26 protein-coding genes are annotated in these 25,633 nt (G+C 55.5%); 8 read left to right on the plus strand and 18 right to left on the minus strand.

The genetic code is table 11. The features are described from left to right. Positions 1-34 precede the first annotated feature (34 nt). On the plus strand, positions 35-1,228 hold the full coding sequence (locus J2I48_RS14300) for a DUF748 domain-containing protein (RefSeq protein ID WP_207336151.1): 1,194 nt from the start codon (positions 35-37) through the stop codon (positions 1,226-1,228). 32 nt (positions 1,229-1,260) lie between these two features. Here J2I48_RS14300 and J2I48_RS14305 read toward each other — a convergent pair whose 3' ends face one another. Next, complete coding sequence (locus J2I48_RS14305) at positions 1,261-2,442, minus strand: cation:proton antiporter (RefSeq protein ID WP_207336152.1); 1,182 nt, start codon at positions 2,440-2,442, stop codon at positions 1,261-1,263. A gap of 66 nt (positions 2,443-2,508) precedes the next feature. On the opposite strand from J2I48_RS14305, the gene J2I48_RS14310 reads away from it, so the two are divergent. From J2I48_RS14310 to J2I48_RS14325, 4 genes are read left to right on the plus strand one after another with little or no spacing between them, the layout of a single operon-like run. Then, positions 2,509-3,567, plus strand: coding sequence for a dipeptide epimerase (locus tag J2I48_RS14310; protein ID WP_207336153.1), 1,059 nt, complete (start codon positions 2,509-2,511; stop codon positions 3,565-3,567). After that, positions 3,564-4,643, plus strand: a complete 1,080-nt coding sequence (locus tag J2I48_RS14315; protein WP_207336154.1) for an aminotransferase class I/II-fold pyridoxal phosphate-dependent enzyme — start codon at positions 3,564-3,566, stop codon at positions 4,641-4,643. The genes J2I48_RS14310 and J2I48_RS14315 overlap by 4 nt, the downstream gene beginning before the upstream one ends. Continuing rightward, positions 4,558-5,931, plus strand: coding sequence for a serine hydrolase (locus J2I48_RS14320; protein WP_207336155.1), 1,374 nt, complete (start codon positions 4,558-4,560; stop codon positions 5,929-5,931). The genes J2I48_RS14315 and J2I48_RS14320 overlap by 86 nt, the downstream gene beginning before the upstream one ends. After that, positions 5,928-6,353 (plus strand): hypothetical protein, encoded by a 426-nt coding sequence (locus J2I48_RS14325; RefSeq protein WP_207336156.1) that lies wholly within the window; start codon positions 5,928-5,930, stop codon positions 6,351-6,353. The genes J2I48_RS14320 and J2I48_RS14325 overlap by 4 nt, the downstream gene beginning before the upstream one ends. Positions 6,354-6,374: 21 nt before the next feature. On the opposite strand, the gene J2I48_RS14330 is transcribed toward J2I48_RS14325, so the two are convergent. From J2I48_RS14330 to fmt, 10 genes are all read right to left on the minus strand, one after another. Next, positions 6,375-7,217, minus strand: coding sequence for a sugar phosphate isomerase/epimerase family protein (locus J2I48_RS14330; protein WP_207336157.1), 843 nt, complete (start codon positions 7,215-7,217; stop codon positions 6,375-6,377). 51 nt (positions 7,218-7,268) lie between these two features. Then, positions 7,269-7,718: a c-type cytochrome gene (locus tag J2I48_RS14335; RefSeq protein ID WP_207336158.1), complete on the minus strand. Its 450-nt coding sequence runs from the start codon at positions 7,716-7,718 to the stop codon at positions 7,269-7,271. A 205-nt stretch (positions 7,719-7,923) separates the two neighbouring features. Continuing rightward, positions 7,924-8,655, minus strand: coding sequence for an RluA family pseudouridine synthase (locus J2I48_RS14340; RefSeq protein WP_207336159.1), 732 nt, complete (start codon positions 8,653-8,655; stop codon positions 7,924-7,926). Positions 8,656-8,765: 110 nt separating this feature from the next. Continuing rightward, a complete protein-coding gene (gene panB, locus J2I48_RS14345; protein ID WP_207336160.1) occupies positions 8,766-9,584 on the minus strand; it encodes a 3-methyl-2-oxobutanoate hydroxymethyltransferase in 819 nt (272 codons plus the stop codon). A 120-nt stretch (positions 9,585-9,704) separates the two neighbouring features. Then, positions 9,705-11,069, minus strand: a complete 1,365-nt coding sequence (locus J2I48_RS14350) for a murein hydrolase activator EnvC family protein (RefSeq protein WP_207336161.1) — start codon at positions 11,067-11,069, stop codon at positions 9,705-9,707. 46 nt (positions 11,070-11,115) lie between these two features. Next, the gene (gene lolB1 / locus J2I48_RS14355) at positions 11,116-12,030 is read right to left on the minus strand and encodes a lipoprotein insertase outer membrane protein LolB1 (protein WP_207336162.1); all 915 of its coding nucleotides are present in this window, start codon (positions 12,028-12,030) and stop codon (positions 11,116-11,118) included. Then, positions 12,023-13,855 carry a tetratricopeptide repeat protein gene (locus J2I48_RS14360; RefSeq protein ID WP_207336163.1) on the minus strand — a complete coding sequence of 611 codons (1,833 nt, stop codon included), beginning with the start codon at positions 13,853-13,855 and terminating at the stop codon, positions 12,023-12,025. The genes lolB1 and J2I48_RS14360 overlap by 8 nt, the downstream gene beginning before the upstream one ends. 138 nt (positions 13,856-13,993) lie before the next feature. Further along, positions 13,994-14,878 (minus strand): SDR family NAD(P)-dependent oxidoreductase, encoded by an 885-nt coding sequence (locus J2I48_RS14365; protein WP_207336164.1) that lies wholly within the window; start codon positions 14,876-14,878, stop codon positions 13,994-13,996. After that, positions 14,862-15,854: an NAD-dependent epimerase/dehydratase family protein gene (locus tag J2I48_RS14370; protein WP_207336165.1), complete on the minus strand. Its 993-nt coding sequence runs from the start codon at positions 15,852-15,854 to the stop codon at positions 14,862-14,864. Before J2I48_RS14370 ends, J2I48_RS14365 begins: the two co-directional genes overlap by 17 nt. A gap of 3 nt (positions 15,855-15,857) precedes the next feature. Continuing rightward, positions 15,858-16,781: a methionyl-tRNA formyltransferase gene (gene fmt, locus J2I48_RS14375; protein ID WP_229376258.1), complete on the minus strand. Its 924-nt coding sequence runs from the start codon at positions 16,779-16,781 to the stop codon at positions 15,858-15,860. A gap of 260 nt (positions 16,782-17,041) precedes the next feature. Here fmt and greA point away from each other — a divergent pair, with 260 nt between their 5' ends. Next, positions 17,042-17,515, plus strand: coding sequence for a transcription elongation factor GreA (gene greA, locus J2I48_RS14380; RefSeq protein ID WP_207336166.1), 474 nt, complete (start codon positions 17,042-17,044; stop codon positions 17,513-17,515). 135 nt (positions 17,516-17,650) lie between these two features. Here greA and J2I48_RS14385 read toward each other — a convergent pair whose 3' ends face one another. From J2I48_RS14385 to J2I48_RS14405, 5 genes are all read right to left on the minus strand, one after another. Next, a complete protein-coding gene (locus J2I48_RS14385) occupies positions 17,651-18,166 on the minus strand; it encodes a dihydrofolate reductase (RefSeq protein WP_207336167.1) in 516 nt (171 codons plus the stop codon). 86 nt (positions 18,167-18,252) lie between these two features. Then, positions 18,253-19,236 carry a polysaccharide deacetylase family protein gene (locus J2I48_RS14390; protein WP_207336168.1) on the minus strand — a complete coding sequence of 328 codons (984 nt, stop codon included), beginning with the start codon at positions 19,234-19,236 and terminating at the stop codon, positions 18,253-18,255. Then, positions 19,233-19,616 (minus strand): type II toxin-antitoxin system VapC family toxin, encoded by a 384-nt coding sequence (locus J2I48_RS14395; RefSeq protein ID WP_207336169.1) that lies wholly within the window; start codon positions 19,614-19,616, stop codon positions 19,233-19,235. Before J2I48_RS14395 ends, J2I48_RS14390 begins: the two co-directional genes overlap by 4 nt. Continuing rightward, the gene (locus J2I48_RS14400; RefSeq protein ID WP_207336170.1) at positions 19,613-19,846 is read right to left on the minus strand and encodes a hypothetical protein; all 234 of its coding nucleotides are present in this window, start codon (positions 19,844-19,846) and stop codon (positions 19,613-19,615) included. Before J2I48_RS14400 ends, J2I48_RS14395 begins: the two co-directional genes overlap by 4 nt. Before the next feature lie 44 nt (positions 19,847-19,890). Continuing rightward, the gene (locus J2I48_RS14405; protein WP_207336171.1) at positions 19,891-21,558 is read right to left on the minus strand and encodes an amino acid permease; all 1,668 of its coding nucleotides are present in this window, start codon (positions 21,556-21,558) and stop codon (positions 19,891-19,893) included. A gap of 142 nt (positions 21,559-21,700) precedes the next feature. Between J2I48_RS14405 and gldA the strand changes: the two genes are divergently transcribed. Beyond that, positions 21,701-22,615, plus strand: coding sequence for a gliding motility-associated ABC transporter ATP-binding subunit GldA (gene gldA, locus J2I48_RS14410; RefSeq protein ID WP_207336172.1), 915 nt, complete (start codon positions 21,701-21,703; stop codon positions 22,613-22,615). A 157-nt stretch (positions 22,616-22,772) separates the two neighbouring features. Here the strand turns inward: gldA and J2I48_RS14415 are convergent, their stop codons facing one another. Continuing rightward, positions 22,773-23,645 carry an aldose 1-epimerase family protein gene (locus J2I48_RS14415; protein ID WP_207336173.1) on the minus strand — a complete coding sequence of 291 codons (873 nt, stop codon included), beginning with the start codon at positions 23,643-23,645 and terminating at the stop codon, positions 22,773-22,775. A 213-nt stretch (positions 23,646-23,858) separates the two neighbouring features. Between J2I48_RS14415 and J2I48_RS14420 the strand changes: the two genes are divergently transcribed. Then, a complete protein-coding gene (locus tag J2I48_RS14420; protein WP_207336174.1) occupies positions 23,859-24,080 on the plus strand; it encodes a DUF2795 domain-containing protein in 222 nt (73 codons plus the stop codon). A gap of 160 nt (positions 24,081-24,240) precedes the next feature. Here J2I48_RS14420 and J2I48_RS14425 read toward each other — a convergent pair whose 3' ends face one another. Beyond that, positions 24,241-25,479 (minus strand): bifunctional 3,4-dihydroxy-2-butanone-4-phosphate synthase/GTP cyclohydrolase II, encoded by a 1,239-nt coding sequence (locus J2I48_RS14425; protein ID WP_207336175.1) that lies wholly within the window; start codon positions 25,477-25,479, stop codon positions 24,241-24,243. Between the last annotated feature and the right edge of the window lie 154 nt (positions 25,480-25,633).

The raw sequence follows: 25,633 nt of genomic DNA on the forward strand, positions 1-25,633 counted from the left end.
CGGTCCGCCGCTGCGGTTCATTGTACATTAAAAGATGAAACGCACTGCCAAGATCCTTATCGCGCTTGTGGTCCTGCTTGTGGTGGCGCGGCTGTTGCTGCCTTACTTCGTGCTACGGTATGTAAACAAAACCCTGGCCGACATGGGCGACTATACAGGGCATGTGGCCGATATTGACATTGCCTTGCTGCGGGGTGCCTATCAGATTAATGATCTGACAATCAGAAAGATAAATGGTAAAGTAAAAGAGCCGTTTGTCAGTATCCCCCGGTCCGATCTGTCAGTAGAATGGAGGCTGCTGTTTAAAGGGCGGCTGGTTGGGGAGATTGAATGCTACGAGCCACGACTAAATTTCTCGTTCACCAACAACGAGAGCACCCGCCAAACCGGCGAAGGTGCCGACTGGACCCAGGTCGTGAAAGAACTGCTGCCTATTCAAATCAACCGATTTGCTGTCATCAACGGGCGTGTGGACCTCATCAGCCTCTTTACGCAGGCCCGCGCCGATTTGTCGCTCCAGAAAATGAACGGCGAACTACGGAATATCCGCAACGTAGAAGAAAAATCGGGCAGTTTACCCTCGCCCGTTTGGCTTACCGGTGACGTGCCCGGCTATGGCGGCACCATGCGTTTCGACGCCAATATGTACTTGCTAAAAGATATTCCCGATTTTAATTATAACCTGAAATTCACTGACTTACAGCTGGTTAAACTCAATCCCATTGCCCGCGAATACGCCAATGTCGACTTCGATAAGGGTAGTATGAGCGTGTTTTCGGAGATGGCCATGAACAACGGGAAGCTGAACGGCTACCTGAAGCCGCTGACGAAAGACATGACGGTTTTCAGGCTCAAAGAACCCGGCGAACACCGTACCATTGGCCGGTTTTTCACCGAGTTGCTGGCGCAGGGAGCCACCGAAGTACTGGAGAATAAGAAGCGCGATCAGGTGGCCACGCGCGTGCCCCTCACCGGCGATATCAACAACATCAACACACCCATTTGGCCTACCATTTTTGGCGTACTGCGCAATGCCTACGTGTCGGCGTTCGAGAAAAAATTCGACAACGATATCACCTTCCAGGACGCCCTCCAAAGTTTCAAGGAAGACTTCAAAGAGAAACGCGCCGAACGAAAAGCTGCCCGCCAAGAAAAGCGCGCCGAGCGCAAAGCCGCCCGCCAAGCCAAACGAGAAGCCCGAAAAAGAGAACGCGAGAAGAAAGGGTAGTTAGTAGGACTTTTTAGTACAGAGTTGTAGCCTCACCCGTTACTCGTTTCGCCCTTATACCGGATGGTGCCGATGGCGGTGGTGATGGCGGTGAGGATGACCACGAGGGTGAGGATGCCCTCGCGGAAGCCGGTGAGCTTCAGGGCTTGCGGAATATTGGTGTAAAGTAGGATCGTGATGAGGCCGCGGGGGGCAATCCAGTCGAGGGGGCGGGCGTCGCCACGGAAGAGGGCGCGGAGCAGCGGCCACCGCACGGCGAAGATGACTAAGACAAATAAGGCGCTGACAATCAGGGCGTCGGTGTCGATCAGGGCTTTCAGGTCAATAGAGAAGCCGTAGAGCAGGAAAAAGAACGTGCGGACAATGAAGGCCCCTTCGGCGGTCAGGTTTTTGAGTTGGTCCAACTCTTTTTCAAACAGGTCGCTCTTGAACAGCCGTGCCAGATTACCCCGGATAAACAGATCGGTGTTGTTGAGAAACAGTCCGAAAATAAGCACCAGCACCAGCGATGACAGGTCGTAGATATCGGCGATGGCGTAGACCAGAAACAGCACCGAAATAATGGGCAGAAACTTGACTGGATGGTTGATGCGGCCAATGAGGTAGAGCAGCGCCAGGCAACAAATAATGGAGATTACGCCCATCAGCATCGTATCGCGTACAAACCCGAAGGCTGCTCCCCATACCGATTGGTCGCTGACAATGAGGAAGTTGTAGAGCATGATGCTGATAATGGCCGCAAAAGACGTCTCGTAGGTACTAAACTCGCGTTTGGCGGCAGCCAGGGGACGTACGGCCTGTCCGGCAATGGAACTGCTGACGACGCTGAACGGCAGGGCATTGAGCAGACACTTGTAATACGACTCGTCGAGGAGGAGGTAAAGCATGGTGGCCAGCAGCAGCGTGGTGAGCACGATAGACAGCAGGGCCATTAGTCCTGTGCGCCGCACCAGGCTAAGCCGTTCGGGTTCAATGTCGAGGTCGAGGCCCCCTTCCAGTACTACCAGAATCAGCGACAGCGTACCTAGCGTAGAGAGTGTGGGCACCACCAGCGGCACCTGTATAGACAGTGAGTTGGTTAACAGCCGCAGTAATACGCCCAGCAGCAGCAACAGTAGCACCGGCGGCGTTTTAAACCGGCTGCTTAGCAGATCGAAACCATACGAGATCAGTACGGCGAGGCTGAGAACAAGAATCAGGTACGAGGTAGTCACGAGGAAGCCAGTAACAGAAGACAGTAAACATAACCCCAAGTTGGGCCAAATCTGTAATTTGAGGGCATGAAACTGCTTTTACACCGTGCCAGCCTGCGCCTGCGTCACACCTTTACCATAGCCCACGACAGCCGCGACGTGCAGGAAACGCTGATTGTCGAGCTACAGGACGGGCCGCTATCGGGCTTTGGCGAGGCCACGGCCAACCCCTATTACGGCATCACTATAGACCGGATGATGACCGACCTGGGCCGTGTGCGTGACCTGATCGAAACCCCCGACTGGGCCACCGCCGAAACCCTCTGGGACCGGCTGCACGAGGCCCTGGCAACCAACCCTTTTGCGCAGTGCGCCATTGACGAAGCTGCGCACGATCTGGTAGCCAAACGGGCCAGAAAACCCCTCTACGCGCACTGGGGGCTGAATCTGGACATGCCCCGCCCGCTCACTAACTTCACCATCGGCCTCGATACCCCCGACGTAATGCTGGCCAAAATGCAGGAACTGCCCTGGCCGCTGTACAAGATAAAATTGGGTAGACCAGACACCGATCTGGACACGCTGCGTCTGCTGCGGAAACATACGGCGGCTGAGCGCAGCCCAGCAAAATTTCGGGTTGATGCCAACTGCGGTTGGACGGTTGACCAAACGCTGGCCTTCGCGCCTGAACTCGTGGCCCTGGGCGTAGAACTCATCGAGCAACCCCTGCCTGCCGACGATTGGGATGGCATGGCCCGCCTTCGCCGCGAACTGCCCCAACAATTGCCCGCCGGAGCTACGTTGCCCCTTATGGCCGACGAAAGCTGCATTACCGAAACCGACGTGGCCCGCTGCGCTGACTATTTCGATGGGATCAACATCAAGCTCACCAAGTGCGGCGGCCTTACCCCCGCCCGACGCATGATCGCCGACGCCCGGCAACGTGGCCTGCGCGTGATGGTAGGCTGCATGACCGAGTCGAGCGTGGGTATTTCGGCCATTGCGCACCTGCTGCCCCTGCTCGATTTTGTGGATATGGACGGCTCCTTATTAATCACCAACGACCCCGCTACCGGCGTTACTTTCAATTTCGGCACGGTGCAGTATGTAAATGCAAATGGCACGGGGGCAGTATTACGCGTATGATAATCAATCAACTACCTAACCGAACAATTACCTACGAAGGGCGCGATTACCTGTTTTTTTCGGGGACGGCGTATCTGGGTTTGGCGCGGCGCCCCGCCATGCAGGCGTTGCTGGCTGAGGGCGTGGGGCAGTATGGGCTGCACTTTGGCGCGTCGCGGAATGGGAACCTGCAACTGGCTATTTTCGAGGCCGCTGAAACCAAACTGGCCGGGCAGGTAGGCGCTCCCGCAGCGCTGACGGTGTCGTCGGGGATGTTGGCGGGGCAGGTAGTGGCCGACTGGCTGGCTCATCAGGTAGAGCCAAACGCGGTAGGTATTCAGGCCCCCGGTACACACCCCGCCCTTTGGCATCCGCTGATAAAACCGCAAACCGTTGACTTACACGGCCACCAGAGCCTACCAATGAATTTAGCCCCGGCTTACATCCTTACCAATTCGGTTGATGCCATTCGGTCAGGACTGTACTCGTTCGATTGGATCAATCAACTGTCTGACAACCAAATGATTTGGTTGATTGTGGATGATTCACACGGGTTAGGTGTGCTGAATGGGGGGCGGGGCATTTGGCCACAGTTGGCCTTAAAACTGGCCGCTAAACCTAACGTCCGGCTGCTCGTCACGGGCTCGCTCGCGAAGGCCATGAGTTTGCCGGGCGGGGTTATTTTCGGCGATCTCGACACGCTGGTTGCCATTCGCCAGACGGCCTACTTCGGTGCCTGTTCACCCATGCCGCCCGCCTATGCCTACGCCTATGTCCACGCCGATGCCTTGTACGCGGAGGGGTACGAGCGGCTCATGCGCAACGTGGCGCTGGCCGAGGCTGCCTTGCTGCCTACGGGCTTGTTTAGCCACGCGCCGGGTTACCCCGTTTTCTACACCGACCACGACGATCTGTATCCATTCCTGCTTGAAAACGGTATTTTCGTGTATTCGTTTGCCTATCCCACCCCCGCCGACAAGGCCAATACCCGTATTGTCATCAGCGCCTTTCATGAACCACAAGACATCCATAATTTGGCCGTTGCTGTGCGCCGGTTTGCTCAACAGCACACTCGCTATAGCCCAGCCCACGCCTGACCCGGCCACTAACCTGGGTAAAACAGACAAGTTCCTCGCCGATTTAATCAGGAGCCGTCCGGAGCTATTTGGCAAAGTTCTGGCCAACCCCTCGGCCTACGACGTGCAGGTTGTCTACACCCAAATCAACCGCGACGCGCAGAACCGGCCTTCGTTTAAAACATACCGCTACCAGGTCGATAAAGACCGGTATTTCTATCCCGCCAGTACCGTTAAACTGCCCGCCGTGCTGCTGGCGCTGGAGAAGCTAAACGCTCTGGGTGTGCCGCGCGATGCCACTATGATTACCGATTCGGCCTATGCCAAACAGACACGGGTGCGGCGCGATACCACGGCAAAAACCGGCCTGCCATCTGTTGCTCAGTATGCGCGTAAGATTTTGATTACCAGCGATAACGATGCGTTTAATCGCTTGTATGAACTGGTGGGTCAGTGCCCATTCAACGATGGCTTGAAAGCCAAAGGTTACGAAAACACCCGCATTGTGCATCGCCTGTCGGTGCCGCTAAACGCTGACCAAAACGCGCACACGAATCCGGTTTTCTTACTGCCCGATAGGCAGAATGGGCCAACGCTGGAACAGATTACCGGGCCGATAAAGGTAAATTTTGCTGCTGATACAGCTGGTTTAAACATCAGGGTGAAATCAGTCCCTGCCCAGGTTTGCGATCACACGCCGCAGGCACCCGGTCCCATTTTGCGTGGCACAGGCTACATGGTGGGGCGCAACTATTATGTGGGCGATTCGCTGGTGAAAAAACCGTTCGATTTTACGGCCAAAAACGCGTTTCCGCTCGAAGACCAACAGGCCATTCTGCGGGCGCTGCTGTTCCCGGAGTCGGTAGCGCCTAAACAGCGGTTCAACCTCACCCCCGACGACTACCGGTTTGTGTACCAATACATGTCGCAACTGCCCCGCGAAACGCGCTGGCCGAACTACAAAGCCGACACCAGCCTGTACGACAGCTACTGTAAATTCCTGCTCTTCGGCGATCAAAAAACGCCCATCCCAAGCGCCATTCGCATATTTAACAAAGTGGGAGACGCCTACGGCTACCTCCTCGACAATGCCTACGTGGTTGATTTCGACAAGGGTATCGAGTTCATGCTCACGGCCATGATTTCGTGCAACAGCGATGGGATTTTCAACGACGACCAGTACGATTACGACAGCGTGGGCTACCCCTTCATGGGCAACCTCGGTCGCCTGATTTACGACTACGAAGCCACCCGCAAAAAGCCCCGCCAACCCGACCTGAGTCGGTTTCGCGTGACGTATGATCGATGAAGAAAACTGTTTATGGGCTAGCCCTGCTGGCACTACTAACGGCCTGCGCCAAACCCGCCGTAGATCCTCAGCCCGCCGACGATGGCGAGAAAGTAGCAGGCAGCTACGAAATCAGTCGAATCCTCTACGATGCACCCGGCGTGGATGATGATTCGGACGAGATTTACCCACAAACCATTGCCAAAATAATTTATTCGGCTGGTTTAGAAGTAGAACGGGTTAACGCTAACTCAGTAAGAATCAGCCTTGTGCTGCGCGAAACGGGCCGGAAAAACGCCGTCAATGTGGTAGGTACCCCCAGCCTTCGCAACAACTTTGCTTATCAGGATACTACTAAAGTGGGTGTGGCCGACGGCAGAGTGCTTAACCTCGACTTCACTAATAACGACGCCCACATCATCATCGAGTCGAAGAAAAAATAAAGGGGGCGGCCTACAACTGGGTTACTTCAACCCCTGTAGAAAAGCAATGCTTTTAGGCATTTGCTCCATGGCGCGTGAAGATTCGTCTTCAATGAAAAAGTGCTTGATGCCCGCTTTTTTTGCGGCGGCCATAAAGGCGGCAATGCCCACATCGCCCGCGCCGAGCACCACGTTCGATTCTACGTCATCGTGGCCCGACATGGTGTTGGGGGTGCCGGGTTTGCGGTCTTTGAGGTGGGCCAGCAAAAACCGTTTCGGGAATTTCTTAAGGATCGCCACGGGGTCTTCGCCGGGGGCTTTCACCCAATACACGTCCATTTCCAGATTAACATATTTCGGGTCCAACTGAGGCACCATGTAGTCGAAATAGGTGGCCTGCATGTCGGGGATTTTCTGAAACTCGTAGCCGTGCGTGTGGTAGCAGAGCGTGATTTTCTCGTCGGCCAGTAGCTTGCCGGCGGTGTTGAATACGTCGATGGCGCGGTCGGCATCTCCTTGCGTAAACAGGTCGGCGGTGTGCGGAATCCAGGCGCAGACCACGTATTTGGCCCCCAATATTTTGGCCTCGTTGATGACTTTCGGGACGTTATTTTCCAGGTCTTCAAAACTAGCGCCAGTACTGATGGCCTTTAACCCGTTCTTATCCAGCTCTTTACGAAACGCTTCGAGGGTCATACCATATGTGCCCGCTACCTCCACTTCGCGAAAACCCATCTGCCTCACCTTAGCCATCGTGCCGGGTACGTCGGCCTTGAATTGATCGCGGAAGCTGTATAATTCAAGGCCCACTGGGGCCGTTTGTTGCGCCAGTGATGGGATGAATAGTGCGGCCAAAAGAAACGCAGACAGTAGGTGTTTTTTCATGGAAGCAGGGGATTCGATCTTGCTAACTGAAAAACGGGTTTCAGCCCGAATCTACTTTTTCGCCGCTCGTTGGGCCGTCACCTCGTCGGCTGTAATGGCGCTGGCCTTATTGCCGAAATTGCTACGTACGTAGGTGAGCACGTCGGCAATCTGGGCATCGGTCAGGAAGTCGTGGGCGGGCATCACGTTGTCGTAAGTTTCACCTTCCACTTCGGCGTTCTGAAGTCCGTTGAGCAGCACCCCAATGAGCCGGGCTTTGTCGCCATTCACCCACTCGGTGCCACGCAGGGGTGGGTTCAGGCCCGGTACGCCGCTGCCGTTGACCTGATGGCATGTAAGGCAATATTGCTTGTAAACAGCTAAGCCAGGCTCCGCTTGCACCACCGACGACCCACTTTTTGCCCTCGCTACAATAGCCCGCGTAGCCTGCTTCGGCTTCTTCGATTGCGCAAACAGGCTGGCAGAGGACAGGACTATGGAGATGAGAAGGATGTATTTCATAACGAGATCGAGTAGGGTAAATGGTTGATGGTCAGCGTTTCTGTGGTTTGTAGTTAGATACGACAGCGCATTGCTGACGCATAGCCCCTCGACTGCGCTCGGGGTGACAACAACCTCGAATCAACTCAAGAGGATTGCTCTAGTACCCTGTCACCCCGAGCGCAGTCGAGGGGCCTACAGCGCGTAGCCCCCACACCTCCCCCTTTCAATAAATAAAATCGAGGTTTTTGTCTTTGAACTCTTCGTTGTCAAGCTCCAGAAACTCTTCCCAGAACGGGTCGGCGGGGAGGCCGGCGCGGAGAATGAGTGGTTCCTTTTTCACGGGATGAACAAAGTACAATCGCCGGGCGTGAAGGTAGATTTTCTTGTCGGGCACTTCGCGGTCGTAGCCGTATTTGGCATCGCCCCGGATGGGACACCCCATAGCGGCCAGCTGCGCCCGAATCTGATGCGGACGACCCGTAATGGGTTCTACTTCCAACAAATAGTGTTCATTGATCTTGCCCAACAGCCGGTACGTCAGCTCGGCGCGTTGCGAACCGGGCACCTCTTCATCGTAGGTGGTCACCTGATTTTTGGCTTCGTCCTTGATCAGGTAATGCACCAGCCGACCCTTTTTTTCGGTGGGATGTTTGCGTACCACAGCCCAATAGGTCTTCTGTACCAGGCGTTTGCGGAAAATTTCGGCCATGCGCTCGGTCGCTTTCGAGGTGCGGCCAAACACCACCAGCCCACTCACGGGCCGGTCCAGGCGATGCACGGGATTGAGGAAAACGTCGCCGGGCTTGTTGTATTTTTCTTTGATATAGTCTTTCAATATCTCCGTCAGCGACGGGTCTCCGGTGCGGTCGCTCTGAACCAGCACACCCGGCTCCTTATTGACAATCAGGAGGTGGTTGTCTTCATAGACAACGGAATATGGCAGGCGCTTCTTCATCTTTCAATGTACAATGTATAATGCACAATGGATACTAACAACAAGCTTCTGCCTTCGGACAAAGCTCATTGTACATTGTGCATTATACATTGTACATTCAAGAAACCAACCTAGTACGCCTCCGTTTCGTTCGGGAAGTCGTTGGTCTTCACGTCGTCTACGTAGTGGGCAATGGCCTCCAGCATTATGTTGTGAAGGTCGGCGTAGCGGCGCAAAAAACGGGGTTTAAACTCCTTGTTGATGCCCAGCATATCGTGAATCACCAGAATCTGCCCGTCGGCGTCGGGGCCGGCACCAATGCCGATGGTAGGAATCTGAAGCTGTTCCGACACCTGTTTGGTGAGCGTGGCGGGGATCTTTTCGAGCACCATGCCAAAGCAGCCGATCTCCTGAAGCAGCAGGGCATCGCTGATGAGCTTCTGGGCTTCGGCGTCTTCTTTGGCTCGCACGGCATAGGTACCAAACTTATAGATTGACTGCGGCGTGAGGCCCAGATGCCCCATTACGGGCACCCCCGCGCTCAGCACCCTCACCACCGACTCGCGGATTTCCTGACCGCCTTCCATCTTCACGGCGTGCGCACCCGATTCTTTCATGATCCGAATGGCCGACCGCAGCGCCTCCGACGAGTTGCCTTGGTATGACCCAAACGGCAGATCGACCACCACCAGCGCCCGTTTCACCGCCCGCACCACCGACCCGGCATGGTAGATCATCTGATCGAGGGTGATGGGCAGCGTGGTTTCGTGTCCGGCCATCACGTTCGAGGCCGAATCGCCCACCAGGATTACCTCTACTCCGGCGGCATCAACCACGCGGGCCATGGAGTAATCGTAGGCCGTGAGGGCCGAAATTTTCTCGCCCCGGCCTTTCAGCTCTTGAAGCGTGTGCGTCGTAACGCGCTTGATATCAGGGTTGTGTACAGACATGGTGATTTACGAATTACGATTTACGACTTACGATTTATTGCTGACGCGTCGACTAGCTGTAGCGTAAATGAACGCGTCAGCAATAAATCGTAAGTCGTAAATCGTAATTCGTAAATCTATTTACCTCGGTGCCAGCCAGGCTTCGGGGTTCATTTTGGCGAATTCTTTCCAGATCTGGAATTGTAGTTCCGAGTTGCCACGTCCGTCCGTGCCAACGGCACCGATGGTTTCGCGGGCTTTTACTTTTTCGCCCACCTTCACGTTTACGCTTTTCAGCTTGGCGTAGATCGTGTAGTAGTCGCCGTGCTGAATGGCCACCACGTTTTGGCTGCCCATTACAAACTCCACGTTCATGACCACGCCGTCATAAATGGCGCGGACGGCCTCACCGGCGTTGGTCTGAATGTCGATGCCGGGGTTTGATACTTTCAGGCCCTTCAGCACGGGGTGGGGATGTACGCCAAACCGCTCCGACACAAAACCATGCTGCACCGGCCAGGGCAGCCGCGCCCGCGAGGCCGCGAAGGATGACCCCAGCGCCAACTCTTCGCGGTTAAGGTTACTGGCCGTACGCGTGTTGTCTGACTTGGCCAGGGCTTCTTCTGGTTCGGGAATGACCACGGGCGGGGGGGCGGGCTTGCCCTCTTCTTCGGCCTTTTTGGCCGCAATAGCCCGTTCGCGTTCGGCCTCGCGGCGTCGGGCGGCGTCGGCTTTGGCTATGCGAATCCGCTCGGCGCGTTCGCGGGCGGCGCGGGCGGCCCGTTCGCGGGCCTCGCGGGCAATGATGGCCGTAATCATGTTCTCCAACCGCCCAATAGACCGGCGACTTTCGGCCAGTTCGGCGCGGAGTTGACCCTCTTTTTGGCTCAGCTGCTTTACCGTTTTATTTTGCTCCTGTTGCAGTCCCTCCAGCTTGGTCGATTCGCGCACTTTGGTGGTGAGCACCACTTTCTGTTGCTGCCGCTTTTGTTCGGTGGCGGTGCGCTTGCCGGTCAATTCCTGCTGTACGCCCTCCATTTGCCGTTTTTGGGTCTGCCGGGCGTTGGCGTATTGCTTCAAATACCGATACCGCGCTACCAGTTGATTGTAGTTTTCTGACGAAAACAAAAAACCCAGCGGGTTGAGTTGCTGACGGCGTTTGTCGGCGGCGTAGATCATGGCGGCGTATTCGGCCCGGAGCTTGTCGAGGTCACGGTTCAGCGCCTGACTCGCCTGCCGCAACTCGGTGATCTCCGTTTCGCTCATCCGAATATCGTCCGACAGCAGGTTGATCTGTTTGGTCTGCGCCTCGATCTGTTCGTTCAGGGCTTTGAGTTGCGTAATCGACACTTCTTTCTCATTGGCCGTACGTTGCAACACCGCCCTGATCTCCTTCATCCGTTCCAGGTTCTGCCGTTTTTCGCGCTCCAGCGCCTGCCGGTCCCGCTTCTGAGCCAACAGCGGTAACGATAAAAGTAAGGCAAGAAGTAGTAGGAGGTGGCGCATGGGAGTAATTAATGAGTGAATGAGTGACGGTCCGTCACTCATTCACTCATTTCCGTTGGTACTTACTGGGAATGGAAAACGGGAAGCCGGGGTCTTTGTCGACCAGCTCTACTTTGTTGTGTTTTATGCGAATCAGGGTCTGGTAAAACTGCCCGTCGGCCTGCGATTTATAATCGACGGTGACGAGGCTGGAGTAGGGGAACAGGAATGTGTTTAACGCCGTAAAGTCTTCATAGTCAAGGCGAAGAGCGTTTTTGGTGGGTTGTTCGGTCACCATCAGGCGTTTGAGTTTCCGGTCGTTTTCGCCAATATAATTATCGACCATCACTTTGCCTTCGCTTTGCCGCAACAGCAGGTAATCGCGCTCGTTTTTTACTTTCTGCGCGGGGCGTTTGGGCAAGGGCAGGTTACCCACGATCAGCGCCTGGAGCAGGTCGAAGCTGAGATCAAAATTGAACTGGCGGCTCAGCGTAGGGAAGTCATAGACCATATATTGCTTCTCGATCTTGTCCATGATCGTGACCGAGTCGCGGGTGATGAGCACGCGGGCGGCTTCGATGCCCAGCTTTGAAATGCTCATCCAGATCAGGCTGTCTTTGCGTACCCGCAGGTGGAGGCTGGCGTTGCTGATGTCCTGGTCCTTGCTTTTAAACGACAGTTTCGACTTGGCTGTCAGGTACCGGAAATCGACCTCAGCCACGTTGGCGCGGGCCTCATCAATACCGGGGCGGGGGCGAGGCGGGGCCGTAGCGGTGCCCGATGTGGCGGTGCCGGTAGTGGCTGTCGTGGCTGTTGGCTGACTTACCGAAGCGGGCTGACTGGTGGCTAGGGTGTCGGTTCGGGTACCGACCGTGCCTACCGACGAACTAGGTGGAGTGGGGGAGGTGGCTGGCTTGCGGCGACAACTGACTTGCCCTAGCATGAGGATAAACAAAAGGCTGTATACGGGTACGCTATTCATATAATTTGCCGGCAGCAATCTTACGCTCGAGTCGCTCGCTGGTTTCGCCTTTTTGTTTTGCTACTTTCCACTGTATCAATGCCTTGTCTTTCTCGCCAAGTTGAAAAAGCACGTCGCCGTAATGTTCCAGGATGGTGCCACTTACGTTAGCAGGGTCACTCTGCACAGCTTTCTCGAGAAACTGTCTGGCGGCGGCATAGTCTTTCATCACATACAGCACCCAGGCGTGGGTGTCGAGGTACGTAGCATTGGTGGGGTGCCGTTCGGCCAGCAACGTCGACATGGCACGGGCTTTGGGAAGGTTCTCTTTCCGCAGGGATAAAAAATAGCTGTAGTTATTCAGCACCCGGTCGTTCTGCGGGTCGGCTTTCAGAGCCGCTTCAAACGCCTCATTCGACCGGGCGTAATCGCCCAGGCCATTGTAGGCATCGCCCAGTTGCCCCTGCAACTCTGACGATTTAAACTGTGGGTTGGTCGTCAGCAGCTTGCGGGCTTCGTCGAGGGCATCTACGGCTTGCTGGTAATGACGTTTATACAAATGGGCCGAGCCGTTTACGTACCAGAGCTTACCCTGCGATGGAAACACTTCAAGGGCTTTTTCGCTGTGCGACAATACGCTATCAATCTGCGCCAGGTCGCTGTCTATTTCAATAATAGCACCCCATACTTCATAGACCGAGGGGTCGGCTTTGGCGGCTTTCACATAGGCATCGCGGGCTTCGGCTTTCTGGCCCTGTTGCATAAGCAAGTCAGCCAGCATGACCTGCGCTTTGGCATCGCCGGGGCTTTGCGCCACCAGCGACTGCGCCATTTTCAGCGCATCCTGCTTGGCCGTAGGGGTATCGCCCGCTACGCCCACGTAGCTCGACAGAATCCGTGCTTTCATGCCCGCCTCCAGGTTGGGGTTGGCAAACACCTTCTGCAACTCCTGCCCCGACTTGTCCATATTGCCCTGCTTGCGGTACACGTCGGCCAGGAGCATGTGCGCTTGCGGGTCGTCGGGGTTGAGTTTCAGGGCGCGTTCGAGCCAGGTAACAGCCAGGGGTACGCGTTCATTGGCAATGAGTAACTCGGCGCCTTCAATTAGAAAATCGGGATCGGCGGGTTCCGAAGCAATCAGGCGTTCGGCCTCTTCAATGGCCTTGTCTATCTTGTTCTGTTTAAGGTAGATACGTTGTTTTTGACGGGTGATCTCTTCGTTCAGGCCCATCGCTTTTTCCACGCGGTCGTAGGTGGCCAGGGCTTTGTCGGGCTTATCGTCGAAGAGGTAAATGGCGGCCAGTTCCACGCCGTATTCCATGCTTTCCACCCCCCGTGTCAGCAATTCTTCATATAGGACTTCGGCGTCGGCGTAGCGTTTTTGCTTCACGTATAGTTCGGCTACTTGCAGCAGGTAATACGCGTTGGTGGGGTTAAGCTGGTAGGCTTTCTGGGCGTAGGCAAACGCATCGGTAGCTTTCCCGGCCTTGATCAGGGCCGTGGCCAGGGCGTAGTTAACGGCGGCGTTGGCCGGGTTTTTCTGGAGCATTTTCTCCAGCGCCGTAACGGCTTTGGTGGGTTCGTCGACCAGCAAAAACCGGTAGGCATCGGTAAACTCAGTTTCTTCCGCCACCACCTTGTCCGACTTCTGGGTAGGCTGAGCGATGGCCCCGTTATCAATAACGGTGGTTGAAACGGGCCTATCGGGCGCGATCCGGGGCTTTTTTTGGGCGAAACTGGCTTGCGGCACTAGCAAACACGTAATGCCCAGTAGGGTCAGCAACCAACCCGACTGCTTTGCCGCAGTGCGTTCAGAACCAGGAATATGGGTGGAGAGTACTGGCATAATGAGTAAATACACTAACAACGCCCTGCTATGGCCCCGTATTGCCAAAATCGGGCCAGATGCAGCCTGAACAAATGTACAGCAAAATGACGGAACAGCAGGTTGCAGCGTTGCTTGGGGCGCCCAGCCTGCGCTACATTATTCGTACAGTTTCGGCCAGCGTTGCATGCTCCAGAGCAGGATGCTGTCGGCCAGACGGGGGAAGAAGCGGCTCATGAATGCGTTGAGTCGACCCGTGCCTGTGAGGATGGTAGTCTGCCTACGCCGTAAAATATGGCGCGCAATGTGCCCGGCCACCTTGGGTTGGGTCATCTGCAACCGGGGCGGGCGGTGGGCAATGGGCACGGGTATGCCACTGGCATCAAATACGCGTTTGTCGGGGTCGTTGCGGGTGAAGCCAACATGTACCACGCCAATGTGCAGGCCCGTGTTGTGCCACTCCAGCCGCAGGGTGTGGGCCAGGTTGCTCACCGCCGCTTTCCCCGCGCAATAGGCTGATCCACTGGGTAATCCGTTCAGCGCCGATACCGACGAAATAAACGTGACCGACCCCCGCGCCGCCTGCAAATGGGGCAGGGCCGCCTTCAGCGGATACACCGTGCCGTAGATGTTACTGTCGCAAACGGTGCGAAACACGTCGATGTCAAGGTCGTTAAAATAGGCCCGCATCGACACGCTGGCGTTGGTAATTAGCCCGTCGAGCTGCCCAAACGCAAGAATGGTGGCATCGACCAGGCGCTGGCAGTCATCCCAGTTGGTTACGTCGGCCACGCAGGTATCGGCCAGTAGCCCTTCTTCGGCAAACAGGCGGTGCGTTTCCAGGAGCCGGTCGGGGCGTAGGCCGTTGAGCATGACTGCAGCACCCTGCCGGGCCAGCTCACGGGCGGTTTCGCGACCAATGCCTGATTCTGAGCCGGTTATCAAAAACACTTTTCCGGAAAATGGCTGCGCTGCGGTTGGTTCGGCAAGTTGAACAGACTGGCGGGTGGGTGGGTGTGTGGTCTTTCTAACGTAGGTATCCATTGGCCGAAAACCAGTCGTAAGCCTCCTGAACGGCCTCTCGAATGGGTGTTTGGGGTAAGTTAAGCTCACGCACTGCCTTTTCCGACGAAAAATAATGACCGTCGTTGGCAATCATGGCCATTGGCACATTTACGGCGGGAACACGCCCTCGGATGTTGGCTAGCCACTGGCTAGCCTGCGCGTAGAACCGGGCCACCGTCGGGGGCAGTGCAAAATGGGGCGGCGTAACCCCCGCCACGCTAGCCATAAGGGCGAAGGCTTCGTGGTACGTCAGGTTTTCGTTGCCCAGAATATACGACTCACCCAACCGCCCCATGGTAAGCGCATTGACCGTGGCAATGGCTGCGTCGCGCACATGGACGTAGTTTTTACCCCCTGCCGGGTAGCCGGGCAATTGCTTTTTGGCTATCGCCAGCAGCATGGCCCCCGACGTAGGTTTACTATCCAGCGGCCCCAACAAAAATGTGGGGTGTACCATAATGGCGGCCACGTCGTCGCGGTGCGCGGCCTGACGCACCAGCTCCGTAGCGGCCACTTTACTGTCCATATAGTCTACGCCATAGGTCTGCCCCGTATACGGCGACCGTTCGGTGCCGGGTTGCTCTTTAGTGCCAAAGCCGAACACGTTGGCCGTGCCCACATAGACCAGCCGTTTCAGACCGGCCTGTTTCACGGCTGCCAGCACGTTCTCGGTACCGGTCTTGTTCACGGCCCACACCTGCGGGTCGCGGGCGGGGTTCACCTGCGCGAGGGCAGCGGCGTGAATGACCGCCTTGCATCCTTTTGCGGCCCGTAGTACGTCGGCGGGGTTCAATAAATCGCCCTCTACGATCTCGATGGGCAGTTCGGGCAGGGTTTTTCGGTTACTGCCGGGCCGCACCAACGCTCGCACGTTATACCGCCGCGCCAACAATTCGCGGACAATGTGGCTACCCAAAAACCCGTTGGCACCGGTGAGGAGTATGGTGGTTGGCATGGTTTAAATTGTGTTTCCCCGTAGGTAATCACCAATGGCCATGCGGCGTTTGCCTTCGGCTTGTAGTTCGGTGATGGAGAGCCAGCCGTCTTCGGCCCGGACAAGGAGTTTGGTCTTGTGGTCGGTGAATGCCTGTCCCGGCTCGGCGGGTATGGGGCTTTCGTTGGCAATACTGGCTGCGTAGACTTTGTAAGTTCTGCCGTTGATCATCGTCCAGGCTGTGGGGTAGGGCGAGAGGCCCCGGACGAAATTGCGGATGGCGTGCGCAGGTTGATTCCAGTTGATCTCGGTGGTTTCGCGGTGTAGTTTGGGCGCGGGTTTTAGCTCGGTGCTTTCGGGCTGGAGCGTGCGCGGGTACTGTCCGGCTTCGATGGCCTCCACCGTTTTCAGCACCAGTCCAGCCCCCAGTTCCATTAGCCGGTCGTGCAGGGTGCCAGCGGTGTCGTCGGGGTGAATAAACTCTGTTTCCTGGAAGATCATCTGCCCGGTATCGATTTCCTTTTCGATGAAAAAAGTAGTCACGCCTGTCTCGGCCTCGCCGTTGATAATAGCCCAGTTGATTGGCGCAGCCCCACGGTACTGCGGCAGCTTCGACCCGTGCAGGTTAAACGTGCCAATACGCGGCATGGCCCAAACCACTTCGGGCAACATGCGGAAGGCCACTACCACCTGCAAATCGGCCTCAAAACTGGCTAATTCAGCCAAAAAGGCGGGGTCGCGGAGTTTTTCGGGTTGCAACACGGGGATATTGGCCGCCACGGCAGCTTGCTTCACGGGCGACGCCGTCAGGGTCAGCCCCCGCCCCGAAGGCCGGTCTGGCGCGGTAATAACGGCCACTACGTTGCCCCCGGCCTGTAGCAATTTCTGGAGCGAAGCCACCGCAAAATCGGGGGTGCCCATAAACACAATTCGTAGTCGGTTGTTCATATATAGGGTCGTTGTTTTGGCGTGACTATTTAAGCCGACCATTCACTCAGAGGGGCGTAGAGGGGTTGACAAAAGCCCGTCGAAAGTTGTACATTTGTCTATACACCATCCGATCACATGCGAAAACGGACTGTTAACACCACGATTCGTCGGTCATCCTGACTGGGCTGCAAAACAAACTAAATTGCTTGCAGAACGGCTGGTGTGCCGTTCTTTTTTTATGCCCCAGCCGCGCATCAAATTCCTGACACCAACTCATTATGTCAAAGATTAATTATTACACCGAAGAGGGCCTCGCGCGCCTCAAGGCTGAACTGAACGAGCTTAAAACCAAAGGTCGTACTGCCATTGCCCACCAGATTGCCGAAGCCCGCGATAAAGGCGACTTAAGCGAAAACGCCGAATATGATGCCGCCAAAGATGCGCAGGGGCTGCACGAACTAAAAATCTCGAAACTGGAAGAGGTGGTTGCCAACGCCCGCCTGCTCGACGAGTCGTCTATCGATACGTCGCAGGTATCGGTGCTGTCGAACGTGAAGATCAAGAATAAGAAGACCGGTATGGTGGTCACCTACACGCTGGTATCGGAAGAAGAAGCCGACCTGAAAATGGGTCGTATTTCGGTAGGCTCACCCATTGGCAAAGGCCTGCTGGGCAAGAAAGTAGGCGACTCCGCCGAAATCACGATCCCCGCCGGCAAAATCGAATTTGAAGTACTGGAAATCAGTCGGTAGGGAGTCATAAGTCGATAGTCGTAAGTCTGGAAAGCCGTTCTAGTGTTGCTGACCGGTCCGCCGGTGCGGCCCATTTATGCTCAGGCGTCAGCAACACTAGAACGGCTTTCCAGACTTACGACTATCGACTTACGACTATTTCTCATACACCACAAAATCGAACGCGGTTTCGTGGCGGTCGTCGGCGGGGTGGTGCTGGCGGGAGCTTTCGTGCCAGACGGTGCAGTCAAATTCCGGGAAACGGGTATCGCCATCATAGGCTTTCTGTACTTCGGTCAGGTAGATCCGGTCAGCCACGGGCAGGGCGAGGGCGTAGATTTCGGCTCCGCCAATCACAAAAATCTCGGCAACACCGCCTTCCGGGTGTTCGGCCCGCGCCTCAACAGGCCGGGCCACGTCGAGCGCCGCCTCCAGTGAGGGCACTACAGTGATACCTTCGGCCTGAAAATCTGCCTGCCGGGTAACGACAATATTAGTGCGTTTGGGTAGCGGTTTTCCCAACGCCTCAAACGACTTCCGACCCATAATGATCACATGGCCACCCGTTTTCTGCTTGAAATAAGCAAAGTCGTCGGGTAAATGCCAGGGCAGATCGTTGTCTTTCCCGATCACCCGATTCTGCGCCATAGCGGCTATTAGACTGATTTTCATAAGCTGGATATTGGATGTTGGACACCGGATGTTAGACAAAGGAAGGGGCACAAATCCAACGTCCAGCATCCAATAGCCAACGTCCTTTATTTTCCTTTCCGCCGCTCCATCAGTTCGCGGCAGGTGGTGACGATGATACCTTCTTTTTGGATGTACGCTTTCAGGGCCGGGTCGAGCATGGCGAGTAGGTCGCCGTGGCGCGTGGGGCCGGAGTTGCTAATCTGGATAAAGTTGGCCGATGGCTCCGTGCAGTGCATGATCACGTAGGTCAGGCCGGGCTGGGCGCGGTTCAGCAGATCAATGAATTTTTCGGTTTTCAGCTTGCGCAGGGCGGCGGGGTCGGCGTTGTTGTTGGGTAACGTCCAGCCGTAGCTACTACCGTCGAGGTCATCAAAAACGGGCAGCCCGGCCTTCCAGAGCTGTTTTCCCACTTGCCGGGCCAGTTGCCGCTGGCTTTCGGGCAGTTTCATGTCGGCCGACACCAGCGCCGCATGACCGCCGGGAAACAGGGCTGGGATCTTTTCCTCGCTAGCCACTTTCACGTAGCGCATCAAAAACTTAACCTGAAACAGCGTGCCCATGTGCGAATCCAGGTGGGTGGGTTCCAGGCCAAACGCCCGGAACCGCGCAATCTGCGCCCGCATTTCGGCTTCCACTTCGTCGGGGCTGGCGTGGGTAACGACCTCGGCTACGGACGGCCAAAACGCCCCCTGTGCATCGATAAGGCCTTTTCCGGCGGGTTGGCCAATTAGCGGCGCCCAGCGGTAGTTGGCCCATTCACTGGTCATGGTCAGGTGAATACCCACGTCGAGCTTGGGGTGGGCTTTTGCGTAGGCCATAAACTGCGGCACCCACGCGCAGGGCATCATCACGCTGGTGGAGTTGGCAATGCCTTCTTCCGTGGCCCGTATAACCCCCCGGTTTGATTCGTAGCTCATGCCCGCATCATCCACGTGCAACACAATCACTTTTTTGCCCCGCGGAAACCCCAGCCGCTCAGCGTAGGTAGTGTCTTGCGCAAAAGTGGGCATAGTGATGAAGAAGGAGAGGGCTAGGAAAAGGTAGTTCATGGGGTGGCGGGGTTGTATAAAGTCAGACCAGGCATAAAGCTGAAATCCTTGACATTATAGGTAAACAAGGGCAAATTGTTCGTAATAGCAGTCGCGCCGATAAGGGCATCGGGAATCTGTAAGTTGTGGCTTAGCCTAAATTGCTCTAAAAGAAAGATCGCCTGGGCAGAAGCCGCTTGATTCACATGTACTGTCTCATAAAAAAGTACGTATCGTTTCATACGCACTAGTTCCTGCTTATTGAGCATACCTCGATACAATTCCATGACAGCAATAGAAGGAATAGCTATATTTTCCCGGCCAATGCTATCGAATGCATTTATCGTTGCCTCATCATTATTCAAGTAGTTGATGAAGATGTTTGTATCGCAGAGAATCATAATCGATCCCCCCAGGCTGCTTTCCGAATGCCTTCAAGGGTACGTGGGTTGTCTTTCCACATCCCTTCAAGCCCCCTCGGATCTACACTTTTGTCGCCTCTCTGAATGTTTGGCAATTGGGGCTTTTCAGGCTTGGCAATCTGGATTTTTTCCAGAAAATTATGCTCCTCTAACCACCTCATGAGCTGGTCCAGCTCGGCTTGATTATCAGTCTCTATCGTAATTTTCATGGTGCTGCTTTTTTAACAATAACGTTTGCTAACAGGCATCTTGTTCAGGCCTTCGCCAGCTTGCTTTTGCGGTAGCCATAGGAGAAGTAAATGGCTAGGCCGATGATGAGCCAGATGCCGAAAATCTGCCAGTTGCTGGCACCCAGTTCGGTCATCAGGTAGAGGTTGGTAAGCACGCCAATGACAGGCAACAGCGAGAAGTTATAGCGAAACCCCTGCACAGCCAACACCAGCCAGATAGCCCAAAAAACGATCAGCAGGGGCTTTTCGTTGGCCATTCCGGCTATGTGCAGCCCATGCGCGTAGGCAAACGCCGCCACAAAAGCGATGCCGATAATGTACTTGCCGTTGATATACGGCACCTTAAATTTAGACTGGGCCGTAAGGCCTTTCGCGTCCAGAAACAGGATGCCGCCGCAGACCATAATAAAGGCGAAAAACGTACCCACGCTGGTAAGATCGACGAAGAATTTGAGGTCCATGAACAGCGACGGGAGTGCCACCAGAAAGCCCGTCACGATAGTGGCGAAGGAAGGCGTTTTGTACTTGGGATGAATGGTAGAGAACCGTTTCCAGAGCAGGCCGTCGCGGCTCATGGTCATCCAGATGCGGGGCTGCCCAAGCTGGTACACCAGCAGCGCACTCGTGATCGCCACCACTGCACTGACCGAAATCACACCTGCCACAAAATCCAAATTCACTTTCTGGAATACGTAGGCCAGCGGGTCGCTCACGCCTAACTCCTTGTAATTCACCATGCCTGTTAATACCAAAGTGATTAGCACGTATAAAACGGTACAGATGGCCAGGCAATAGAGCATAGCACGGGGCAGGTCGCGCTGGGGGTTTTTGCACTCTTCGGCGGTAGTCGAGATAGAGTCGAAACCAATGAAGGCGAAGAACACCGACGCCACGCCGCTGAGTACGCCCGCCATGCCGTTGGGGGCAAACGGACTCCAGTTGGCGGGCTTCACGTAGAACGCCCCCACCCCAATGACCAAGCCAATTACGGCCAGTTTTAGCACCACCAGAATGTTGCTGGCCGTCCGTGATTCTTTAATGCCCACATACACCAGCGCTGTAATCAGCACGGTGATGGCCCCGGCGGGCAGGTTGGCAATGATGTGCAACCCGCCTAGCGTGGGGGCATCGGTCCAGGCTTTGGCCAGCAGCTGTGTGTTTTCGGGGAGGGTGCTGAGGGCGGTGCCGGCTTGTTTTGTCTGTTGCATCAGCTCCCAGGCACGGTGGGCCGAGCCGTAGTCGGTGGCGAAGTATTTGGGGAACGTGATGCCAAATCCGCTGAGCATCGAGGTGAAGTATTCGGACCACGATATGGCCACCACCATGTTGGAAACGGCATATTCGAGGATGAGTGCCCAGCCGATGACCCAGGCAAATAGTTCGCCGAAAGCCACGTAGGCGTAGGTGTAGGCACTGCCGCTGACGGGTACCGTGCTGGCAAACTGCGCGTAGCTGAGAGCCGTAAACACACAGGCAATGGCCGTGAACACAAACAGCAGCGACACCGCCGGCCCGCCGTTATAACTCGCCAGACCGATGGTGCTGAAGATGCCCGCGCCAATGATGGCCGCAATGCCAAACGAGGTTAAGTCGCGCACACCCAGCGTTTTCACGAGCTTGCTGGATTCGCCCGTGGCGGCGTCGTCGAGAATTTGGGCTACGGTCTTTTTACGGAAGAGAGAATCGCTCATGAACAGAGAAGGTGGGTGGCGGCTGACTTTTTTTGCCAATGAATCGTTAAAAATAGGTAGAGTTTGCGGTTTTTTGCCCCTCGGCCACTCGCTCTTCTCCACAGTCGGGCCAACAACAGGGCCGCCTCCGCCTAGCTAATCTATGTCTATTCAGGTACACGCGTTGAGTAAAACCTATGCCGCCCAGCGGGCCGTCGATGCCGTTTCTTTTTCGGTGCAGCCAGGCGAAATTGTGGGCTTTCTGGGGCCAAACGGAGCCGGTAAATCGACCACGATGAAAATGCTGACGGGCTACCTGACTCCCAGCAGCGGCACCGCCACCGTGGCCGGCCACGACATCCTGACCGACCCCATGGCCGTGCGCCGGAGTGTAGGCTACCTACCCGAACATAACCCGCTCTACCTGGATATGTACGTGACCGAGTTCCTGCGGTTTGCAGGGTCGCTGCACGGCATGGGCGGACGCACGCTCACGCAGCGCGTAGCCGACGTAGTTGATCTGGTGGGCCTTGGTGCCGAACGGAGCAAACTTATCGGGCAGCTTTCCAAAGGCTACCGGCAGCGGGTAGGGCTGGCGCAGGCGTTCCTGCACAACCCGCCCGTACTTATCCTTGACGAGCCTACTACGGGCCTGGACCCCAATCAGCTAGCCGATATTCGGGCTGTGATTCGGGAGGTGGGTCGGGACAAAACGGTGCTCTTTTCCACCCACATCATGCAGGAAGTAGAAGCCCTCTGCGACCGGGTCGTGATCATCAACAAAGGCCAATTGGTAGCTAATAACTCCCTGGCCGAACTCCGTTCGCAACAAGCAGGTGCGCTTACCCTCCTGGCCGAATTTGAAACCGACCTGCCCGATGCTACACTACTCAGCAACGTACCTGGCATTACTTCCGTAGCGCCCGTGGGCAAGGGCCAATACCGCCTCACGGCTCAGCCCGGCACCGACGTCCGCGCCGCCCTCTTCCGTCTCGCCGCCGACAAAGGGTTGACCCTCATTGGCTTACGCCAGCAGGAAGCCTCGTTGGAAGCGTTGTTTAAGGAATTGACGAAATGATGTTTACCGTCTTCTGTTGCTTCGCGTCCTAGGCCCCTCGACTGCGCTCGGGGTGACACAACTTTGAATCAACTTAAGATAATTGCTCTACTTGCCTGTCACCCCGAGCGCAGTCGAGGGGCCTAGGGCGCGAAGCAACAGAAGACGGTAAACATTTTTACACCACGCCCAAATAATAGTGCGCGATGAAGCTGGTTTTGGGGGTAACGCGGTGGATACCCTGTTTACCGTCGATGGGTACGGGGCGGTTGGCGGTGTCGGCCACGCCGAGCCAGGGTTCAATGCAGACGAACGGCGCACCGGGCTTGGCCCAGATGCCCAGGTAAGGAAACATGCCAAATTCGAGGGTGACACGGTGGTCGTTTTTGCGGCTGCACAAGCTTACTTTCCGCGATTTCAGGCTCAGCAGTACCAGCGCGTCATTGTTGAACAGATCGGGGGTCAGGTTCAGTTGGCGTTCTTCCAGATGAATGCGCCCCTTTTCGCCCGAAAGCAGCCCGTCAGAACCCAGCAGGCTTGTTTCTAATGAGCCGTCACGCTCAAATTCAATATAGTAGTCGGTATAGTCTTCGCCAGGAGCAAAGGGGACATTAAACGCCGGATGCGCTCCCAGCGACAGGTACATGTTCGTATCTGACGTGTTACGGATTTTGTATTCGATAATCACGTCCGGCCCGTCGAGTTCGTAGATGATGTCAAAGATGAAATCATAGGGGTACATGGCCTTCGTTTCGGGCGACGACCGGAGTTCAAACGAGGCGTAGGTGGGGGTGCATTCGGTATTGATAAATTCTGAATTGCGGGCAAAACCGTGGCGCTTCATGGGGTACGCCTGCCCGTCGACTATGATTTGGTCATTGGTTTGACCGCCTACTACGGGAAACAGGTTGGGCGCGTGCCAGGGCCAAATGGCCGGATCGCCCTGCCAGAGGTGTTCGGTTTGGGTAGCCAGGTTAATGAGCGAAGTCATCTCGGCACCCTGGTGGTTGATGACTAAACGGATGTGTTCGTTCTTGAGAACTTGTTTCATAACGAAAGGGCTGAGCCAGGTTGAGATACCTGTTTATCGGTTAACTGTACAAAATATGGTTAGTTTTTATAACATTGCCACTAGGCAACCGTTTATGGCTTAACCTGCTAAAAGACAGCCTCCCAAAAAGAATCGGAGCAACGTATTGCGAAAGCAAATTTTTATACTTTTGCAGCCTCGAAAAAAAGACATTTAATCAGATCTGAGTCTACTATGTACTGGACACTTGAATTAGCATCTTACCTTGAAGATGCCCCCTGGCCCGCCACCAAAGATGAATTGATTGACTTCTCGGTCCGGTCGGGTGCCCCGCTGGAAGTGGTCGAAAACCTCCACGAACTGGAAGACGACGGTCAGCCCTACGAAAGTATCGAAGAGATCTGGCCCGATTACCCTACCAAAGACGATTTTTTCTTCAACGAAGACGAATACTAACGTTTTCTTGAAAGCGCAAAAAGCCTGATTCACACTGTGAATCAGGCTTTTTGCGCTTTCAAGAAAACAAGTTCAAGGTTTAATGTCTAAAGTTGCTTCGCGCTCAACCATTACGAGCGCGAAGCAACTTTAGACATTAGACCTTGAACCTTGAACTTCCCTACACGCCTTGTTCTTCGTTCAGAATGGTGTGGCCCATTTTGTCGCGCTTGGTTCGTAAGTATTTGATGTTGTGTGGGTTGGAGGTTATTTCCATTGGCACCGTGTCTACTATTTCGAGGCCGTAGCCCATGAGGCCCGCGCGTTTTTTGGGGTTGTTGGAGATCAGCCGGAGTTTGCGGATGCCCAGGTCGCGGAGAATTTGTGCGCCTACACCATAGTCGCGAGCATCCATAGGCAGGCCCAGTTCCAGGTTGGCTTCCACGGTGTCGCGGCCCATTTCCTGAAGTTTGTAGGCCTTTAGCTTGTTGATCAACCCAATGCCGCGCCCTTCCTGAAACATGTAAAGCACTACCCCTTTGCCTTCTTTCTCTACCATCTCCATAGAGGCGTGCAGCTGTCCGCCGCAGTCGCAGCGGCACGAGCCGAAAATATCGCCCGTCACGCACGACGAGTGGACGCGCACCAGCACCGGCTCATCGGGCGCCCAGGAGCCTTTTACCAGGGCAAGGTGGGTGTCTTCGGTGTCTTTTTGCCGGTAGGCGATCAGGTCGAAATGGCCGTAGTCGGTGGGCATGTCTACCCCAATTTCGCGGCGGATCAGGCTTTCTTTCTGGAGGCGATAGCTGATAAGGTCCTGAATGCTAATGAGTTTCATGCCAAACTTATCGGCAATCTCGCGTAGTTGGGGGAGCCGCGCCATAGTGCCATCTTCGTTGAGCACCTCAATCAGCACGCCCGCCGGTTTCAGTCCCGCCAGCCGCGCCAGGTCTACGGTAGCTTCGGTATGCCCCGCCCGACGGATCACGCCACCATCTACGGCCCGCAGTGGGAAAATATGCCCCGGACGGCCCAGATCCTCGGGCGTAGTGGCCGAGTCGGCGAGGGCGCGGATGGTTTTGGCGCGGTCAGAAGCCGAAATGCCTGTGGTACAACCGTTGCCCAGCAGATCGACCGAGACGGTAAAGGGCGTAGTGTGTACGGAGGTGTTGTTGCCCACCATCATTTCCAGGCCCAGTTCGTGGCAACGTTCGTTGGTGAGGGGCGCGCACATAAGACCGCGACCTTCTTTGGTCATAAAATTGACCATTTCGGGGGTGACCAACTCGGCGGCGCAGATCATGTCGCCTTCGTTTTCTCGGTCTTCGTCGTCAACTACCAGTACAATTTTTCCGTCGCGTATATCGGTAATGGCGTCTTCAACCCGGTCCAAGCGGATTATGGCAGTATCTTTGTTCATAGCATAGTCACGTCGGATAGCGCCAAGCTTGGCCCTTTTTTTGCCGGTCTTTAGTCGTTGAATACCGGGAAGCGACGTTTTGGGTAAAACTACGTCTGGCGAAGATACGTTTCGTCGGACGCGAAAACGGCGGATTTTGCGTTAGTCATGCAGG

The sequence above is a fragment of the Fibrella aquatilis genome (genome assembly GCF_017353255.1).
Lineage (GTDB): Bacteria > Bacteroidota > Bacteroidia > Cytophagales > Spirosomataceae > Fibrella > Fibrella aquatilis.

What these genes read in the sequence shown, in the direction of transcription:
- J2I48_RS14300 (WP_207336151.1), top strand. Translation starts at nt 35, where the DNA reads ATGAAACGCACTGCCAAGATCCTTATCGCGCTTGTGGTCCTGCTTGTG.
- J2I48_RS14310 (WP_207336153.1), top strand. Translation starts at nt 2,509, where the DNA reads ATGAAACTGCTTTTACACCGTGCCAGCCTGCGCCTGCGTCACACCTTT.
- J2I48_RS14315 (WP_207336154.1), top strand. Translation starts at nt 3,564, where the DNA reads ATGATAATCAATCAACTACCTAACCGAACAATTACCTACGAAGGGCGC.
- J2I48_RS14320 (WP_207336155.1), top strand. Translation starts at nt 4,558, where the DNA reads ATGAACCACAAGACATCCATAATTTGGCCGTTGCTGTGCGCCGGTTTG.
- J2I48_RS14325 (WP_207336156.1), top strand. Translation starts at nt 5,928, where the DNA reads ATGAAGAAAACTGTTTATGGGCTAGCCCTGCTGGCACTACTAACGGCC.
- J2I48_RS14330 (WP_207336157.1), bottom strand. Translation starts at nt 7,217, where the DNA reads ATGAAAAAACACCTACTGTCTGCGTTTCTTTTGGCCGCACTATTCATC.
- J2I48_RS14335 (WP_207336158.1), bottom strand. Translation starts at nt 7,718, where the DNA reads ATGAAATACATCCTTCTCATCTCCATAGTCCTGTCCTCTGCCAGCCTG.
- J2I48_RS14340 (WP_207336159.1), bottom strand. Translation starts at nt 8,655, where the DNA reads ATGAAGAAGCGCCTGCCATATTCCGTTGTCTATGAAGACAACCACCTC.
- panB (WP_207336160.1), bottom strand. Translation starts at nt 9,584, where the DNA reads ATGTCTGTACACAACCCTGATATCAAGCGCGTTACGACGCACACGCTT.
- J2I48_RS14350 (WP_207336161.1), bottom strand. Translation starts at nt 11,069, where the DNA reads ATGCGCCACCTCCTACTACTTCTTGCCTTACTTTTATCGTTACCGCTG.
- lolB1 (WP_207336162.1), bottom strand. Translation starts at nt 12,030, where the DNA reads ATGAATAGCGTACCCGTATACAGCCTTTTGTTTATCCTCATGCTAGGG.
- J2I48_RS14360 (WP_207336163.1), bottom strand. Translation starts at nt 13,855, where the DNA reads ATGCCAGTACTCTCCACCCATATTCCTGGTTCTGAACGCACTGCGGCA.
- J2I48_RS14365 (WP_207336164.1), bottom strand. Translation starts at nt 14,878, where the DNA reads ATGGATACCTACGTTAGAAAGACCACACACCCACCCACCCGCCAGTCT.
- J2I48_RS14370 (WP_207336165.1), bottom strand. Translation starts at nt 15,854, where the DNA reads ATGCCAACCACCATACTCCTCACCGGTGCCAACGGGTTTTTGGGTAGC.
- fmt (WP_229376258.1), bottom strand. Translation starts at nt 16,781, where the DNA reads ATGAACAACCGACTACGAATTGTGTTTATGGGCACCCCCGATTTTGCG.
- greA (WP_207336166.1), top strand. Translation starts at nt 17,042, where the DNA reads ATGTCAAAGATTAATTATTACACCGAAGAGGGCCTCGCGCGCCTCAAG.
- J2I48_RS14385 (WP_207336167.1), bottom strand. Translation starts at nt 18,166, where the DNA reads ATGAAAATCAGTCTAATAGCCGCTATGGCGCAGAATCGGGTGATCGGG.
- J2I48_RS14390 (WP_207336168.1), bottom strand. Translation starts at nt 19,236, where the DNA reads ATGAACTACCTTTTCCTAGCCCTCTCCTTCTTCATCACTATGCCCACT.
- J2I48_RS14395 (WP_207336169.1), bottom strand. Translation starts at nt 19,616, where the DNA reads ATGATTCTCTGCGATACAAACATCTTCATCAACTACTTGAATAATGAT.
- J2I48_RS14400 (WP_207336170.1), bottom strand. Translation starts at nt 19,846, where the DNA reads ATGAAAATTACGATAGAGACTGATAATCAAGCCGAGCTGGACCAGCTC.
- J2I48_RS14405 (WP_207336171.1), bottom strand. Translation starts at nt 21,558, where the DNA reads ATGAGCGATTCTCTCTTCCGTAAAAAGACCGTAGCCCAAATTCTCGAC.
- gldA (WP_207336172.1), top strand. Translation starts at nt 21,701, where the DNA reads ATGTCTATTCAGGTACACGCGTTGAGTAAAACCTATGCCGCCCAGCGG.
- J2I48_RS14415 (WP_207336173.1), bottom strand. Translation starts at nt 23,645, where the DNA reads ATGAAACAAGTTCTCAAGAACGAACACATCCGTTTAGTCATCAACCAC.
- J2I48_RS14420 (WP_207336174.1), top strand. Translation starts at nt 23,859, where the DNA reads ATGTACTGGACACTTGAATTAGCATCTTACCTTGAAGATGCCCCCTGG.
- J2I48_RS14425 (WP_207336175.1), bottom strand. Translation starts at nt 25,479, where the DNA reads ATGAACAAAGATACTGCCATAATCCGCTTGGACCGGGTTGAAGACGCC.